14 protein-coding genes are annotated in these 14,914 nt (G+C 73.5%); 4 read left to right on the forward strand and 10 right to left on the reverse strand.

Annotated features, from left to right (window positions below; translation table 11 throughout):
• Positions 1–958: PAS domain-containing protein (locus tag PV350_RS36415; RefSeq protein ID WP_500337786.1), on the reverse strand; the 958-nt coding region annotated here is incomplete at its 3' end.
• A gap of 145 nt (positions 959–1,103) precedes the next feature.
• Positions 1,104–2,420 carry an MFS transporter gene (locus PV350_RS36420; protein WP_499516076.1) on the reverse strand — a complete coding sequence of 439 codons (1,317 nt, stop codon included), beginning with the start codon at positions 2,418–2,420 and terminating at the stop codon, positions 1,104–1,106.
• A gap of 84 nt (positions 2,421–2,504) precedes the next feature.
• Here PV350_RS36420 and PV350_RS36425 point away from each other — a divergent pair, with 84 nt between their 5' ends.
• Positions 2,505–2,852: an ArsR/SmtB family transcription factor gene (locus PV350_RS36425; RefSeq protein ID WP_499516075.1), complete on the forward strand. Its 348-nt coding sequence runs from the start codon at positions 2,505–2,507 to the stop codon at positions 2,850–2,852.
• Between the two features lie 9 nt (positions 2,853–2,861).
• Here PV350_RS36425 and PV350_RS36430 read toward each other — a convergent pair whose 3' ends face one another.
• The 4 genes from PV350_RS36430 to PV350_RS36445 form a co-directional block, all read right to left on the reverse strand.
• Positions 2,862–4,718: an FHA domain-containing protein gene (locus PV350_RS36430; RefSeq protein WP_500337788.1), complete on the reverse strand. Its 1,857-nt coding sequence runs from the start codon at positions 4,716–4,718 to the stop codon at positions 2,862–2,864.
• 191 nt (positions 4,719–4,909) lie between these two features.
• On the reverse strand, positions 4,910–5,746 hold the full coding sequence (locus tag PV350_RS36435; protein WP_499516073.1) for a S1 RNA-binding domain-containing protein: 837 nt from the start codon (positions 5,744–5,746) through the stop codon (positions 4,910–4,912).
• A gap of 11 nt (positions 5,747–5,757) precedes the next feature.
• Entirely contained in the window at positions 5,758–6,237 is a 480-nt protein-coding gene (locus tag PV350_RS36440) for an SUKH-3 domain-containing protein (RefSeq protein WP_499516072.1), read from the reverse strand.
• A 14-nt stretch (positions 6,238–6,251) separates the two neighbouring features.
• Positions 6,252–7,100 (reverse strand): EamA family transporter, encoded by an 849-nt coding sequence (locus tag PV350_RS36445; protein ID WP_499517031.1) that lies wholly within the window; start codon positions 7,098–7,100, stop codon positions 6,252–6,254.
• 154 nt (positions 7,101–7,254) lie between these two features.
• On the opposite strand from PV350_RS36445, the gene PV350_RS36450 reads away from it, so the two are divergent.
• Positions 7,255–8,121 carry a LysR family transcriptional regulator gene (locus PV350_RS36450; protein ID WP_500337789.1) on the forward strand — a complete coding sequence of 289 codons (867 nt, stop codon included), beginning with the start codon at positions 7,255–7,257 and terminating at the stop codon, positions 8,119–8,121.
• Positions 8,122–8,422: 301 nt separating this feature from the next.
• Positions 8,423–8,623: a hypothetical protein gene (locus tag PV350_RS36455; RefSeq protein ID WP_499516070.1), complete on the forward strand. Its 201-nt coding sequence runs from the start codon at positions 8,423–8,425 to the stop codon at positions 8,621–8,623.
• Between the two features lie 96 nt (positions 8,624–8,719).
• Here PV350_RS36455 and PV350_RS36460 read toward each other — a convergent pair whose 3' ends face one another.
• The 3 genes from PV350_RS36460 to PV350_RS36470 form a co-directional block, all read right to left on the reverse strand.
• Positions 8,720–10,615: a LamG-like jellyroll fold domain-containing protein gene (locus PV350_RS36460; RefSeq protein ID WP_500337790.1), complete on the reverse strand. Its 1,896-nt coding sequence runs from the start codon at positions 10,613–10,615 to the stop codon at positions 8,720–8,722.
• A 172-nt stretch (positions 10,616–10,787) separates the two neighbouring features.
• The gene (locus tag PV350_RS36465) at positions 10,788–12,002 is read right to left on the reverse strand and encodes a PP2C family protein-serine/threonine phosphatase (RefSeq protein WP_500337792.1); all 1,215 of its coding nucleotides are present in this window, start codon (positions 12,000–12,002) and stop codon (positions 10,788–10,790) included.
• A gap of 77 nt (positions 12,003–12,079) precedes the next feature.
• Positions 12,080–12,958 (reverse strand): alpha/beta fold hydrolase, encoded by an 879-nt coding sequence (locus PV350_RS36470; RefSeq protein WP_499516067.1) that lies wholly within the window; start codon positions 12,956–12,958, stop codon positions 12,080–12,082.
• Between the two features lie 74 nt (positions 12,959–13,032).
• Between PV350_RS36470 and PV350_RS36475 the strand changes: the two genes are divergently transcribed.
• On the forward strand, positions 13,033–14,253 hold the full coding sequence (locus PV350_RS36475; RefSeq protein WP_500337793.1) for a threonine synthase: 1,221 nt from the start codon (positions 13,033–13,035) through the stop codon (positions 14,251–14,253).
• A 69-nt stretch (positions 14,254–14,322) separates the two neighbouring features.
• Here PV350_RS36475 and PV350_RS36480 read toward each other — a convergent pair whose 3' ends face one another.
• Complete coding sequence (locus PV350_RS36480; RefSeq protein ID WP_500337794.1) at positions 14,323–14,805, reverse strand: hypothetical protein; 483 nt, start codon at positions 14,803–14,805, stop codon at positions 14,323–14,325.
• Positions 14,806–14,914 lie beyond the last annotated feature (109 nt).

Consider the following 14,914-nt stretch of genomic DNA (forward strand, 5'->3'; position numbering starts at 1 on the left):
GCCCGACGCTGCCACCGGTGCCCAACTGCGCTGCGCCGGGCGGGGGCTCGTCACCGTGGAGCACCGGGTCGAGGAGGTCGACGGTGACGTGGTCGGCGAGGCCGGGGACGGCGGCGTCCGCCAGTTCCTGTGCGGTGCGCGGGACGTCGAGCGCGCTGCCCATGCGCTTGCGGGCCTCGTTCAGCAGCTTCAGCTTCTGCCGGACGCGGTAGTGGTCGGTGGTGGACAGGACGATGTAGCAGGCGCCCAGCGGCTGCCCGTACTCGCTCTCCAGGCGGAAGCACGACGTGGAGTAGGTGACCCGGTCCGGGTCGGACAGGACGTGGCCGAAGTACTCGCGGCCGGTGGAGGGGAGCCCGGTCTCCATCACCTGACGGATCTCCGCCTCGGTGTCCGCCACGTCCAGGCCCGGCAGGACGTCCCCAAGGCACCGGCCGAGGAAGCGCTCGCGCGGAATGCCGCACAGCTGCTCCATGGCGTCGTTCACCCAGGCGAGCCGCAAGTCCGTGTCGATCATGGCCATGCCCACCGGTGCGGTGAGGGTGATGCCCTCCAGCAGGGAGCGGCTGGCGCTCGTCCACCAGCTCCGCGTCAGGTCGGCCGCGAGGATCAGCCGCAGCGAGCGGTCGCCCGAGTCCTGGACGGGCAGGATCTTCACCTCCAGGTCGAGGCGGCGGCCGTCCCCGTGACGTACGGCCTGCCGGCCCTCCCAGCCCCGCGCCGAGCCGAGTCGCGTCACCAGGTCCGGCGTTCCGGCCCGGTACGCCGCGGTCCCCACCGGCGGGAGGACGTCCGCGAGCGGCCTGCCGATCGCCTCGGGGGCCGGGCGGCCGAGCAGTCGCACGGCTCCCTCGCTCCATCCGCGCACCACCCCCGCGCCGTCGACCACGACCACGGCGGTGCCGGGGCCCGACAGCGGGTCCGCCGCGGCGGAGGGGATCGTTGTGGGAGCACCCATGCCGGCCATCCCGTACGGCTGCGTTCCCGGCGCACGGACGCCTGATCGGACGGGGCGGGCCGGGCTGTTTCCACCATACCCGCGACCGGTGCGCCCGGCCCGGCCCGTGACCTGCGACGACAGGCCGGGGCGGGCCGCGCCGCGGTCAGACGTCCGCCGGGGAGCCGGGCCCGCGGGCCGGGCCGGAGACCGCGGCGGTCGCGGTCAGCCGGCGGGTGGAGGCGGCCGGCTCCTCCGCGGGCGGGGCCGGCGCCGGCACCACGACGGGGGGCCTGCGGACGACGGCTCCCGAAACGACCGCCAGCAGCGCGAGCACGACCACCCCGGCGCCGTACACCGTCGCCGTGGAGTGCAGACCGAAGGACGGCACGGCGAGCCCGGCCAGTACGGCGGGAACGCTCAGGGCCAGGTAGCTCACGACGTAGACCGACGCGAACAGTTCCGCCCGCTCGGTGGGCCGGGCCAGTGCCGCCAGGGAGCGGAAGGCACCCAGGAAGGCGGCGCCGAAGCCGAACCCGGCGAGGCCGGTCCCGAGGAAGAACAGCGCCGTCGAGGGCCCGGCGAGGGCGAGCAGCGTGAGTCCGGTGCCCACCGCGAGCACCGCCGAGCCGCCGGTCATCATCCGCCGCGGCGTCACGTCGCGCACCACCAGCGAGGCGACGGCCGCCACACCGAAGAGGGTGGTCACCACCAGGCCGCCGACCAGGTGGCTGCCGATGTGCAGCACCCCGGCGGTCAGGGAGGGGCCGAGGGCGAGGTAGAGACCGCCCATCGCCCAGGTGGCGACGAGGCAGGGCGTCGCCGCCAGGAAGGTCCGGCGGGCCTGGACCGGCACGGCCGCCCGGGGCCGCAGCGAGGCCCAGGCCCCCGGGCGCGGCGAGACGGGATCGGGCAGGAACAGCACCAGCGCCGCCAGCACCACGAACACGGCGGTCAGCACGACGAAGACCAGCCGCGTGGGGGCCGGGGCGTACTGCACCAGCAGACCCGCACCCAGCGCACCGGCGGCCAGTCCGGTGGCCGGCGCCACGGTGTTCAGCAGGGAGCCGAGGGGCGAGGTGGGCGAGGGCTGCAGGTCGATCAGCCCCGCGCTGATGGCGCCGGCGGCCGCGCCCGTCGCCACGCCCTGCAGGATGCGGGCCAGGAACAGCGGTCCGACGCCGTCCGCGGTGAGGAACACGACCATGGCCGCGGCCTCGACGACCAGCGCCGCCAGGAGCACCGGCCGCCGGCCGACGTGGTCGGACAGCCCTCCGACGGTGAGCAGCGCCACCAGCAGCGCCAGCACGTAGACCGCGAAGACCGTGGTGAGCACGATCGGCGAGAAGCCCCATTGGTGCTGGTAGACCACGTAGAGCGGGGAGGGCGCACTGGAGGCGGCCAGGAAGGCGAGCAGGGTGGTGGCCAGCAGCCAGAAGCCGACCGGACGCGGCATCCGCCTCGCGGTGCGCTGGGTGTGCATATCGGTACTCCCGAACGGTTCCAAAAATATCGAACCATTCGAGGGTAGGCACACACGCGCCGATTGTTCAACTATTATCGAACCATGACTGGAGCCCCCCGGGAGCTGCCGCACCCCGACGCCGCGGACCTGGTGCTGACCGACGTGCTCTTCGCCCTGAGCGACCCCTCACGGCTGGAGCTGGTGCGCCGGCTGGCCGACCGCCCCCTGGAGGGGTCGGCCTGCCAGCCCGTCAACGGGGAGATCCCCAAGTCCACGCTCTCCCACCACCTCAAGACGCTCCGCGAGGCCGGGGTCGTCCGCAACGACCCGCACGGCCGGCAGCGCCTGGTCAGCCTGCGCCGCGAGGACCTGGAGCGCCGCTTCCCCGGGTTGATCACCGCCGTCCTCGACGAGCCGGGCGCCGCACCGCCCGGGCCGGTCGCGTTCTGACCTGGCGGCTCAGCCGGCCACCGGGGCCGTGCGCGACGCGGGCCGTGCGTCCCGGTAGAAGATGTCGATGTCGACCTCCTCGCCGCCGACGGTGACGGTGTCCCACGGACCGCTGTCCCGCAGGGTGCGCAGCGTCTCGCTCCCGAGGGTCTCCAGGTGCTCCCGCAGGGTGGCGTCGTCCGGCATCCCGGCGATGCGCGGAGCGAGCCGTTCCCGGATCGCGCGGAGCTGCTCCATGAGGGCGTCGAGGTCGGCCTCACGGTCCGGCTTCCCGGCGGCGGACTCCTCGATGCTCCGCGCGATCTTGTCCTTGATCGCCTGGCCCACCCCGTTCTCGTCCGTGGTGATCATCGCGTTCCAGGCGCGGCTCTTGTGCCGGTACTGGAGCATCGACATCGCCGCCTCGTGCCGTACGAAGTCCGCGTCGCGCAACGGCCTGCCGCGCCAGGTGCCGCTGAGCGTACGGGCGAGCGAGACGGCCGAGGCCAGACCGCTGTTCAGGCCGCGCCCTGGCCAGAAGTGGATGGCGTTGGCGGCGTCCCCGAGCAGGAACCCGTACGTCCCCGGGGTGGCCGCGGTCGCCGGGTGGAGGCGGGCCGTGAAACGCGGCCGCTGCACCATGTCCAGCCGGAAGGCGGTGATCGCGGTCAGGTCCTGCTCGTCGACGTCGAAGAGCGTCAGGCCCTCCTTGACGCGCTGCCAGAGCGCCGAACCCTTGATGAGGGCGGGCAGGAAGAACGTGCTGTGGGTGGAGCAGTGGAAGTCCCCGTGCCCGTCGCGGCTCATCACGCAGGGGCGGGAGGCGATGCACTGCTCGAAGACCTGCCGCACGGGGTCGATCCCGACGACCTCCTGCGCCTCGGCGTCGGTCAGGCGCATGTTCAGGAAGCCCTCGCCGCGCAGGGAGTTGAGGAGGAACCGATTCTGCGAGACGGTCAGCAGGACCGTCATGGGGTCGGAGAGCCCCGACTTCACGCGCAGGCCCAGCACCACGTCCTGGAGGTGCTCGCCGTCCAGCGAGTAGATGGACGTGTCGGCGGTCCCGAACCTGGCGGCGAAGTGCTCGCGCGTGCGGGACCGTCCGCCCTCGCAGATCGCCAGGACGTGGTCCTGGGTCACCGTCTCCTGCCGCTCGGCCGCGTCGAACCGGGCGGGCACCAGGCGGATGCGGTCGCGCTTGGCGTTGGCGAGGTCCAGCAGCGTGTCCTCGACGTAGGCGATGCGTATGTTGCGCGGGTTGAAACCGCGGATCGAGTCGGGCCCCGCGGGCCACATCTCGGTGTACGTGCCCTCCGTGAACAGCCGGGCCTGCACCTCCTCGGGCAGGTTCAGGTACTGCCGGCTCTGCACCGTCACGACCTGCTGCCGGCGGACGTTGCCCTGCCCCTCGTCCTTCCAGACGACGCGGTCCCCGTCCTGCGCCCAGCGGGCGTCGTAGACGGTGACGCGGACCCGCCGGCCCATCAGGTTCTCCAGCAGGAGGGCGAACGCCAGCCCGACCGGGCCGCCGCCCGCCACCGTCACCTTCAGCACCGGCCCGGGTTCCTCCGGTTCCGTCGGCGGCATCAGCGCCTCCAGCAGGGAGAGGTCCAGGATGGTCTCCATCGCGTCGGCGGCCTCGAAGCCGAAGGTCTCGTCGCCGATGGAGATCTCGTCGCCCGGCTGCAGCACGTGCGACGTCACGCGCTCCCCGTTGACCCGCGTCCCGTTGCTGCTCGCCCGGTCGTAGAGCACGAACCCGTGGCCCTCGCGGCGCACCTCCGCGTGCAGACGGGAGACGCTGACGCTGGCGATCACCACCGTGTTCCCGGCCTTGCGCCCGAACGTCAGGGGCTTGTCGCCGATCCCGAACCTCTCCCCTGCCAACGAGCCTCGACGCCCGACTATCTCAGGAGGCATTGGTCCCTCATCTCCACGTGTCAACGAACCCCGGGGAACGCACGCACAGTTGCTGGCTGCCCAACCCGCCCACCGTGGGAAACACCCCCGGCGCAAGACGGCGCGGAACCACCCCCCGCACGGCCCTCACCTACGACCGCCGGGCCCGGCCGCCTCCGTCATCCGTCGGATTGACGGGCCCCGGGAACCCGCCGCCGGGACAGGTGGAGCCTGCGGCCCGGGCGGTCGACCTCGATGACGACGACGGTGATCCCGTCGCCTGTCCTGACGACCTCCTCCGGCGCCTCCACGGCCGTGTCCGCGAGCTCCCGGAGGTGCACCAGCCCCACGACCCCGTCGGCGACCTCGACGAAGGCACCGAACGGGACCAGCTTGGTCACCCGTCCGCGCAGCGTCCGGCCCACCTCCGTGCGGTCCGCGAACTCCCCGAAGGGGTCCGGCAGGGTGGCCCGCAGGGAGAGCCGGGCCTCGCCGTTCGTCGTGTCGAACTGGAGGAACTCACACGTGACGCGCTCTCCGACCCGGACGACCTCCGAGGGGTCCTCGAAGTGGCGCCAGGAGAGTTCGGGGAAGGTGATGAACCCCACGCCGGGGAAGACCGGGTGGCCCGGGCCGTCGTCCAGCGCCACGAACACCCCGAACGGCTCGATCGACGCGATCGTGCCGGTCATGCGCTCGCCCGGGTGCAACGACGCCAGGAACGCCCACAGTTCGGCGTGCTCGGTGGCTGCCGTCGACAGGAAGACCCTTGCCCCGTCCACGTCGACGGACAGCACCCGGGCGGTGATCCGCTGCCCGGGTTCGACGTCGGGACGCCGGATCCAGGACGTGTCCAGCGGCCCCACCGTCCCCAGCGGACGCCCGGGGAAACCGTCCAGCGTCACCCTCACCTCGCGGTGGGTGACCTCCGCCGCCGTCCCGTCGCAGACGTCGCCCACGCGGACCCCGGCCAGGAACTCCCTGCAGGCCGCCTGATCGTCGGAAGATTCGCTCACGCGGGACACTCTCACCCCGCGGTGGGGCAGTTGGCGAGCCAGTCCGCGGGTTCGGCGCGACTGCCTCCGCCGTCGCCGTCCACGATGTAGGTCAAGGCCTCGGCGAAGGTCGCGCCCAGGTGCCACACGACGTTCGGCCCCACGGCGATGACGCGGCCGCCGGCCGCGCGGTAGCAGCAGAACTGGGACGACCACATCCCCAGCGGGGTGTGGTTCTCCGCGTAGTGCCGCCTCAGCGTGGACGCTTCTTCGGCGGTGTCGACGCAGGCGTCGACGGGGTCCACGTGCAGGGACGAGCCGGGGCGACGGGCCGGGGAACTCCTGATCGTCAGCCCGCCGAACTCGGCCCAGACGGCGACCGCCGCGTCGTCGGGTTCGAACCCGGCGGCGGTCAGTTGGCGCCGCCAGTGCTCCGTGGCGACCGTGCGACCGGGTGTCCATCCGGCAACGCCCAGCGCCGCTCGTACCGATGGACCGAAGCTCGCCGGCAACTCATGGCTGGGCGCTATGTGTTGTCCCCTCTCATCCCCACGGGTTCGTTCCCGGCAGTCTCCCGCGCGTCCGTGCCGACCGCCACCGCGTTCGCGGTGACGATCACGAACGTGGCGAGCCAGGCGGCCGGGTCGAGGTGCTGGTCGAGGACAACCAGGCCGACGAGCGCGGCGAAGACCGGGTTCACGCTCATGAAGAGGCCGAAGAAGTGCGCCGGGACCCGGCGGAGCGCCAGCAGGTCGGACAGGAACGGTACGGCGGAGGAGAGGATCCCGGCGGTCACGGCGCAGGCCAGGGCGGTGAGGGTGGGCGGATGCCACCACAGGGCCAGCGCGCCGGCGGGCACGTAGGCGGCGCCGGAGACGGCAGCGGCGGCGGCCGGGCCCTGCAGTCCGGGCAGCCGTCCGCCGACGACGCGGTTGAGCACGATGTAGCAGGCCCAGCAGGCCGCGGCGAGCAGCGCGAGGCCGATGCCCGGGTAGTCGGTGGAGGGCTGGGGGCGGGTGAGGACGACCACCGCGGCCGCGACGGCCAGCGCGCACAGCACGTGGGTGCGGCGGCGTGAGCCGACCAGGGCCACGGCCAGCGGCCCGAGGAACTCAAGGGTGACGGCGAGCCCCAGGCCGATGCGGTCGACGGCGGTGTAGAGGGAGAGGTTCATCGCCGCGAACACCACCGCCAGGGCCAGGACCGGGCGCCACTGCGCGGCGGTGAAGGCCCGCATCCGGGGCCGGCCCGCCCCGCACAGCACCGCCGCGGCCACCCACTGGCGGACCGCCACCACACCCAGCGGCCCGATCACGGGGAACGCCAGGGCAGCGACGGACGCGCCGACCTGGTTGGACAGGCCGCTGCTCAGCATCAGCGCCACCCCGCCGAGGCGTCCCGCGGCCCCGGCCCCGGCCGGTGCGGCCGGCGCGACGTCGCCGGAGGTCTCCATCGTCATGCGGGCCACTGTCCCGCCGCGGGTGGCCATGCGCGAAATGCATACGACGCACCATCGATACGCTGGACGCATGGACGAGCATCGTGGAGGAGCCGCCGGACTCGAGCTCCGGCACCTGCGCTGCCTGGTCGCCATCCTCGACGCCGGCAGCTTCACCGACGCCGCCCTCGACCTCGGGATCTCCCAGGCGGCGGTCTCCCGCAACCTGCTGGCGCTGGAGCGCGTCCTCGGGGTGCGACTGCTGCACCGCACCAGCCGTACCGTCGCCCCGACCACCGCGGGCATGCAGGTCCTCGCCCGGGCCCGGGTCCTGCTGGGCGGTGTCGACGAGCTCGTCAGGGAGGCCGCGACCGGGCACACCCGCCTGCACATCGGCCACGCCTGGTCCGCCTTCGGCCGCCGCACCACCGAGTTCCAGCGCGTCTGGCGGGACCGCCACCCCGGCGTGGAGCTCCAGCTCATCCGCCACAACACCCCCACCGCCGGTCTTGCCGAGGGCCTGTGCGACCTCGCGGTCGTCCGCGCCCCCATCGACCTGGACCGCTGGTCCCACGCGCTCATCGGTCACGAACCTCGCTACGTCGCCCTCGCCGCGGACGACCCCTGGGCGCGACGGCGCAGCGTCCGGCTCGCCGAGATCGCCGCCCGCACGCTGGTCGTCGACCGGCGGACGGGCACGACCAGCCCCGACCTGTGGCCCGAGGGCGACCGGCCGGCCGTCGAGTACACCCACGACATCGACGACTGGCTCGCCGCGATCGCCACCGGCCGCCGCGTCGGCGTCACCCCGCGGTCCACCTCCGCCCAGTACCGCCGCGACGGCATCGTGTACCGCCCGCTGCGGGACGCCGCCCCGGTGCCCGTGCGCCTCGTCTGGCGCCGCCACGACCCGCACCCGGCCACCCACGCGGCCGTCGCGCTGGCCATGGAGCTGTAGCGGGCCGACGACCGCCGGGCCTAGCCAGGGCCGAGGACCCCGCAAGCTGTGGCCAGGGGTCGTGCCGCGTCATCCGTTCGGAGCATCGGGGCGTCGGGGCCGCGGCCCTCGTCGCGACCTGGCGGCGACGGCGTGACCAGGAGTGGGACGGGCGGCGACGGTTCACTCGATTTGCGTACGGCACGGCCGGGAGGACGATAACGGACGGAGCCCGTTTCATCCGGTCCGGTCGGCGGACCAGCGTCCACCGACCGTTGTTCGCGCCACCGCCGGCGCGACGGCCGCACGGAAGGGAGCAGCCGTGTTGATATCCGCCGTGCTCGTGCCGCTGATCATGCTCGCCGCCGTCCTGGCGCCCAACTGGTACCAGGCGTGGAAGACGTACTGCGAATCGGTCAGGCTGCCCGTGTCCCCTCCGGAGGCTTCGGAAGCGGTGGGCGACCGCCGGAGCCGGTGGTCCGCGGAACTCGCCCGGCTGCGGAGCCGCTGGATGCAGGACTGAGCGGCCGCGTCCCGCCTCGGTCCTGGTGCGCCGACGCGGTCCTGCCCCGGGCTGGGCCCGGGGCAGGACCGCGTCAGGCGGCAGGGGCGGCTGCGGTCACACGCGCGGCGTCATGAACTCCGCCGGTGCCAGGGCGCGTTCGACGATACGGGTGTCACCGATCCAGCCGTAGAAGCCCTGCCCGAACTGCTCCGCGAACTGCGTCCCCCCGATGACGAAGGGCTTGCCCAGCGTCTCGATGCCGGTGGCCGGCTGGGACGGGTTGCGGGCGATCTTCGAGCCGTCGACGTACATCACCGTGCGACGGCCGTCGTTGACGACCGCGATGTGGGTCCAGCGGCCGACGGGCAGGGCGTGGCTCCACGAGGTCGGGTCGGCGTCCTGGACGTCCGGGTAGAGGACGAACTGCAGGAACCGCTCGGGCGTGACGTTGAGGCTGCACGTGGGCTCGTCGGTCGACCAGCCCGTGGTCTTCCCGGCGTCGCCGTTGCGGCCCTCCCAGCTGAGGATGCCCATCCAGGCGTGGTCGCCCTCGAAGGGCTCGGGCAGCCTGATGAAGGTCTCGATGGTGAAGCCCTTGCGGAACTTCATGCTGTTGAGCGGCGCCGTGGCCTTCGTGGTGAGGACCGCCCCCCGGTCGGGGCCCTTGCCGCCGTCGAACCGCAGGCTGGCGTGGGCCGGCTGGCCGGTGTGGTGCTCCGCCGACCAGGTGAGGACCTCGGCGGCGCTGTCGTGCAGGAGCCGCACCGCCAGGTCGTTGCCGTTGCCGCTCAGGTCGCGCGCCACGGTGCCCGCGGCGACGGTGGAACCGGGGCGGCCCGCGCCGGCCAGGCCCTCGGCGTCGAAACGCCAGTACGCCACCGTGCCCTTGGGCATCACGCGGTGCGCGGGACGGGGCTTCGGCGGGGTCACCTGGTCGAAGCCGCGGAAACGCTCGGCGAAGTCGATCGCGAGGCTGAACCGGTCCACGTCGCCGGTCAGTTCGATGGTCTCCGCCTCCAGCGGCGTCCGCTTGGCGGGGTCGCGGGCGAGGAACCAGGGGGAGAAGGTCTCCACGTCGACGACGTTGCGCACCGTGTCGAAGGCGTAGAGCCGGATCATGCCGGCGCCGCCGTAGTAGCGGTCCTGGTAGTTGGTGATGTGGACGTACACGTCGTGCCCGGCGTCGTTGGTGAGCACGGTCCGGCCGGGCGGCCAGTAGTGGCCGCCCAGCGCGAGGAAGATCTGGTCGTTGCCGCGGATGATGCGGTCCCACAGGCGCTGCCCGTTGTCGGACAGGTGCGCCTCGCCGTCGTCCTCGGCCCAGGCGATGTCGTGCGTGGTCAGGACGGCGGGCAGGGTCGGGTGGGCGTCGAGGACGCCCTGCGCCCACGCCAGGCCCTTGTCCGAGGCGCGCCAGTCCAGGGCGAGCACGAGCCACTCGCGGCCGGCCGCGCGCAGCACGTGGTAGCTGTTGTAGCCGTCGGGCGAGGAGCCGCCGAACGTCGGCATGGCGGTGAACCGCTTCGGCCCGAAGGCCCGCAGGTACGCGGTGTCGCCCCGCTGGTCGTCGGTGCCGCCGTTGATGTCGTGGTTGCCCGCGAGGACGCTGTACGGGACCTTGCCGTGGATGGTGCGGAAGGTGTCGGCGGCGAGCTCGATCTCCTGCTCGGTGCCGTGCTCGGTGACGTCTCCGAGGTGGGTCATGAACGCGATGTTGACATCCTCGCGCTCCGCCACCAGGTAGCGGAAGGTCGCCTTCAGCGGCTCGGGGTCGGCGCTGTCGGCGTCGAAGAGGTACTGCGTGTCGGGCAGCACCGCCAGGGCGAAGCGGGGGCTCTCCTCGTCGAAGCCACGGTCCCGGGAGCCGGCCGTGCCGGGGTCCTCGTGCCGGGGCGCGGCCTGCGCCGTGCCGGTGCCGAGGACCGACGCCGCGGCGCCCACCGCGGGCACCGCGACCGCCGCCTGCAGCAGCGATCGGCGTCCCGGGCTGGGATGGCGGGGATTGCTCATGTACGTCTCCGTGCTGGGGGGAACTGCTGTCAGCACGGATCGTGCGCGGCCCGGGCGAGGACCCGGCAAAGCGATCTTGAACATCCGGCGCCCTGGACTGGTCCGGACCACCAACTCGTCCCGTGATGCGACCCCGCACCGGCCGTTCACGGCCGGTGGGCGGCTCGGCCTCTCAGAGGCGGACGACGACCACGGCCGTGTCGTCGGTGCCGGCGCTCAGGGCGATCAGGGTGTCCGCCAGGTCCTCGGGGCCCTGCCGGCGGTGTTCGGCGAGCCGGTCGGCGAGGCGCCGCATGCCGAGGTCGATGTCCTCCCCGCGGCGTTCGATCAGCCCGTCGGTGTACAGCACGAGGGTGGAGCCGTCCGCGTAGGTGGTGGTGGCCTGGGGGCGGGGGGTGTGGTCGGAGGCGGCACCCAGCGGTGGGTCGGTCGCCCGGTCCAGGAAGCGCACGGTGCCGTCGGGGCCGGCCAGGGCCGGCGGCGGGTGGCCGGCACTGCTGTACGTGATGCGGTGGCCGGACCGGGCGACGACGGTCTGCACCGCGGTGGTCGACAGGGCCCCGTCGACGGAGCGGGCGTACAGGTCGAGCCCGTCGAGCGCCTTCGCGGGGCCGTCCACGACGCGGATCGCGGCACTGAGGGCGCTGCGCAGCTGGCCCATGACCCCGGCGGCGGCCAGACCGTGGCCGACGACGTCCCCGACCGCCACGGCGTCGTCGCCGGAGGGCAGTTGGGTCACGTCGTACCAGTCACCGCAGACGCCCAGGGCGTGGACCGCGGGCCGGTAGCGGACCGCTGCCCGGTGGTGGGCCAGTGGTTGCGGGGCGGGCAGCATCGCCTCCTGCAGGGCGAGGGCGACCTCGCGTTCGCGCGCGTGGGACTGGCGCAGCCGCTCGTTGACCTGCCGCAACTCGCGGGAGCGGGCGTACAGGTCGGCCTCCATCTGCAGGCGGCGGTCGTCGACGGCGGAACCGCCGGAGCGCACGAGGTCGGTGAGTTCGGCGAGCCGGTGCACGAGCAGGACGACGCGTCCTGCGGCGTCCAGGACGGGGGCGTTGATGGGGCTCCAGTAACGCTCGGCGAACTCCCCCGGCCGGTCCAGGTCCTCGACGTCGTAGCGCATGGGGCCGGCGGCGTCCGGGGCGCCGGTCTCCACCACCCGGCGCATCGACGCCTCCATGTCGCCGCGTCCGGCACCGTGCGGGGCGTCGGGGTTGTCGGGGTAGGCGTCGAAGACGTAGCGGCCGACGAGCTGGTCCCGGCTACGGTCGAACAGCCGCCGGTAGGACGCGTTCGCGTCCACGATGACCAGCGCGAGGTCCAGCACCAGCATCGCGCTGGGTGACGCCTCGAAGACGGCCTGGTAGTCGATCTCCGGTCCACTCACCGCGCTTCCCGCACCCGTTCCCGACCGGCCGGGCATCCCCGGTCGCTCCTCCCCCAGTATGCGCTCCGGCGGGCGGGTCACGGCTCGTCGAGGAAGTCGGCCACGACGCGGTTGAACAGGGCCGGGTTCTCCAGGAACATCAGGTGGCTGCCGCCCTCGGCCGCGGAGAAGACGCGTGCCCGCGCGCCGGGGATCAGGGAGGCGACCCACTCGGCCGTGCCGGGCGGGAAGATGCTCAGGTCGCCGCCGATGACGAGGGTGGGGACGTCGATCCGCGGCAGGACGTCCCTCCAGTCGCCCCCGCAGTGGTCCAGGTGCAGCGCGGCGGCGTGCCGCGGCGGGAAAAGCCGGTTCTGCTCCACGAGCCACTCCACGTCCGCGTCCGGGAGGGACGGGCCGTGCAGCATGCCGACGATGGCGCGTGATGTGGCGGCGGCGGAGTCGGGCGTGCCGCGCAGCCCGGCGACGATGCCCTGGGACATCTCCGGGGTGAACACCGCGGAGGGCGGCGCCTCGTCCCCGGCGCCGGCGAGCGCCGAGGAGATCACGGGCGGCTGGTCGACCAGGATGAGGCGGGCGATCCGCTCGCCGCCGAAGAGGTCCCAGTGGGACCACACGACCGGGCAGCCCATGGAGTGGGCGAGCAGGGTGACGTCCCGCAGGGCCAGGGCCTCCAGGAGGTTGTGCAGGTCCATCGCCAGCCGGGCGATCCGGTAGCCGTGGGCGGGTCTCGCGGACCGGCCGTGGCCGCGGTGGTCCGGCGCGATCACGCGGCGGCGGCCGCTCAGCCCGTCGATCTGCGGGCCGAACTCGGCGGCGCTCTGCGCGAAACCCGGGACGAGGACGAGCGGCTCCCCGGCGCCCGCCTCCGTGTAGCGCAGGCGCACTCCGTCGTTGGTGACCACCTCGCCCTCGCGGCGTTCCGCGGGCGGGGGGCCGGTCGTCGCGTCGTCCATGGCACCTCGTGCGCCGCGTGGGCGGCGCCCTTCCCATGCTAGCGACAGGCACCGAAGGAGGTATGAAGGGAACCATGACCTTGCCATTCAGTGCGCTGACGCATCTGGAGTGCGCGCGGTGCGGCCGCCGCCACGACGCCGACCGGGTGCAGAACCTGTGCGCGTGCGGATCGCCGCTCCTCGCCCGCTACGACCTGGACCGGGTCCGGGACTCCCTCACACCCGCGGACCTCGCGGGCCGCCCGCAGAACCTGTGGCGCTACCACGAACTGCTGCCCGTACGCGATCCGGCACACGTCGTCACCCTCGGCGAGGGCATGACGCCCCTGGTGCCGCTGCCGCGGTACGGCGCGGCGATCGGCGTGCCGGGACTGGTGATGAAGGACGAGGGGCTGATACCCACCGGCAGCTTCAAGGCGCGGGGCGCGGCCGTCGGCGTGGCCAGGGCCCTCGAACTGGGCGCGCGCGGGATCGCCATGCCCACCAACGGCAACGCGGGGGCGGCGTGGGCGGCCTATGCCGCGCGGGCGGGCCTGGAGGCGCTCGTCGCGATGCCGGCGGACGCGCCGTCGATCCCCCGGGCCGAGTGCGCTGCCGCCGGGGCCGAGCTGTACCTGGTGAACGGGCTGATCGGCGACGCGGGCCGGCTGGTGGCGGAGAAGATCGCCGCCGAGCCCGGTGTCTGGATGGACGCGGCGACCCTGAAGGAGCCGTACCGCATCGAGGGCAAGAAGACCATGGGTCTGGAGATCGCCGAGCAGCTCGGCTGGCGCGCGCCGGACGTCATCGTCTACCCCACCGGCGGCGGCGTCGGCCTCATCGGCATCCACAAGGCCCTGGTCGAACTGCGGGCCCTGGGGTGGCTGCGGGGGCCGATGCCGCGGCTGGTGAGCGTGCAGGCCTCCGGCTGCGCCCCCATCGTGCGCGCCTTCGAGAAGGGCGAGCGCACCAGTGAGCCGTGGCAGGACGCGCGCACGGTCGCGTTCGGCATCACCGTGCCCAAGGCGCTGGGCGACTTCCTCGTCCTGGACGCGCTGTACGAGACCGACGGCCGGGCCGTCGCGGTCGACGACGAGGAGCTGCTCGCCGACCGCGACAGGTGCGCCGCCGCCGACGGTGCCCTGCTGTGCCCGGAGGGCGCGGCGACGCTGTCGGCGGTGCGGGTCCTTCGCGAGCAGGGCTGGCTGTCCGGCGACGAGGAGGTGGTGGTGCTGAACACCGGGGCGGCGGCCAAGTACCCGGAGACCTTCCGGGTCGACCCGCCGGTCCTGGAGCTCACCGACCGCATCCCGTAAGTCCTCGCCGCCGCCGGGCGTCCCCGCCCGGCGGCGTCCGGCGTGCGCCACGGCGGTCGTGACGGGGCGTCAGCCTTCCGGCGCCGACGCGGACTTCCGCGCGGCACCCGGGGTGGTGGGCATCCAGACACGCATGGTGGAGGGTCCGCGGCTCGCCCAGGTGAGGTACGGCACCAGTGTCAGCTCCATGCGCTCACCGGCCGGGACCAGCGGGCGGTCGTGCGCGTAGGGCCACCACCCCGCGGCGTGCGCGGCGGTCAGCTCGCCCGCTACGACCACCCGGTCGTCCTCCCCGTCGCGCGGCGGGACGGAGGGGTCCACGGTGACCGCGTCGACGTCGCGGCCGTCCGGGAGGTCGGGGGACTCGACGCAGTAGACCACGGGCCCGCGCTCCAGGGCGATCGCGCCCCGTACCGCGTCGACCCGCGGGTCGGCGTGCACCCACCGGGGGGCGACGGGGAGTTCGAGGCGTACCTCGTCGCCCGGGCGCAGCGTCCCGGGGACGACGGCCATGCCGGGCGGTACGGGCCGGCGCTGTCCGTCGGGGGTCACGAGCCGGGCCCTATAACACATCTGACCCGCCCCCCGCAAAGGCCCGGGGAGTGTGAGTGGGTGGTCGGGCCGTGAAAAAAAAAAAAAAAAAAGACAAAAGAACAAAAAA

This window comes from Streptomyces sp. PA03-6a, from assembly GCF_033792765.1.
In the GTDB taxonomy this organism is placed as follows: domain Bacteria; phylum Actinomycetota; class Actinomycetes; order Streptomycetales; family Streptomycetaceae; genus Actinacidiphila.

Coding starts and splice junctions, on each gene's coding strand:
- PV350_RS36420 (WP_499516076.1), bottom strand. CDS start 2,420: ATGCACACCCAGCGCACCGCGAGGCGGATGCCGCGTCCGGTCGGCTTC.
- PV350_RS36425 (WP_499516075.1), top strand. CDS start 2,505: ATGACTGGAGCCCCCCGGGAGCTGCCGCACCCCGACGCCGCGGACCTG.
- PV350_RS36445 (WP_499517031.1), bottom strand. CDS start 7,100: ATGCTGAGCAGCGGCCTGTCCAACCAGGTCGGCGCGTCCGTCGCTGCC.
- PV350_RS36450 (WP_500337789.1), top strand. CDS start 7,255: ATGGACGAGCATCGTGGAGGAGCCGCCGGACTCGAGCTCCGGCACCTG.
- PV350_RS36460 (WP_500337790.1), bottom strand. CDS start 10,615: ATGAGCAATCCCCGCCATCCCAGCCCGGGACGCCGATCGCTGCTGCAG.
- PV350_RS36470 (WP_499516067.1), bottom strand. CDS start 12,958: ATGGACGACGCGACGACCGGCCCCCCGCCCGCGGAACGCCGCGAGGGC.
- PV350_RS36475 (WP_500337793.1), top strand. CDS start 13,033: ATGACCTTGCCATTCAGTGCGCTGACGCATCTGGAGTGCGCGCGGTGC.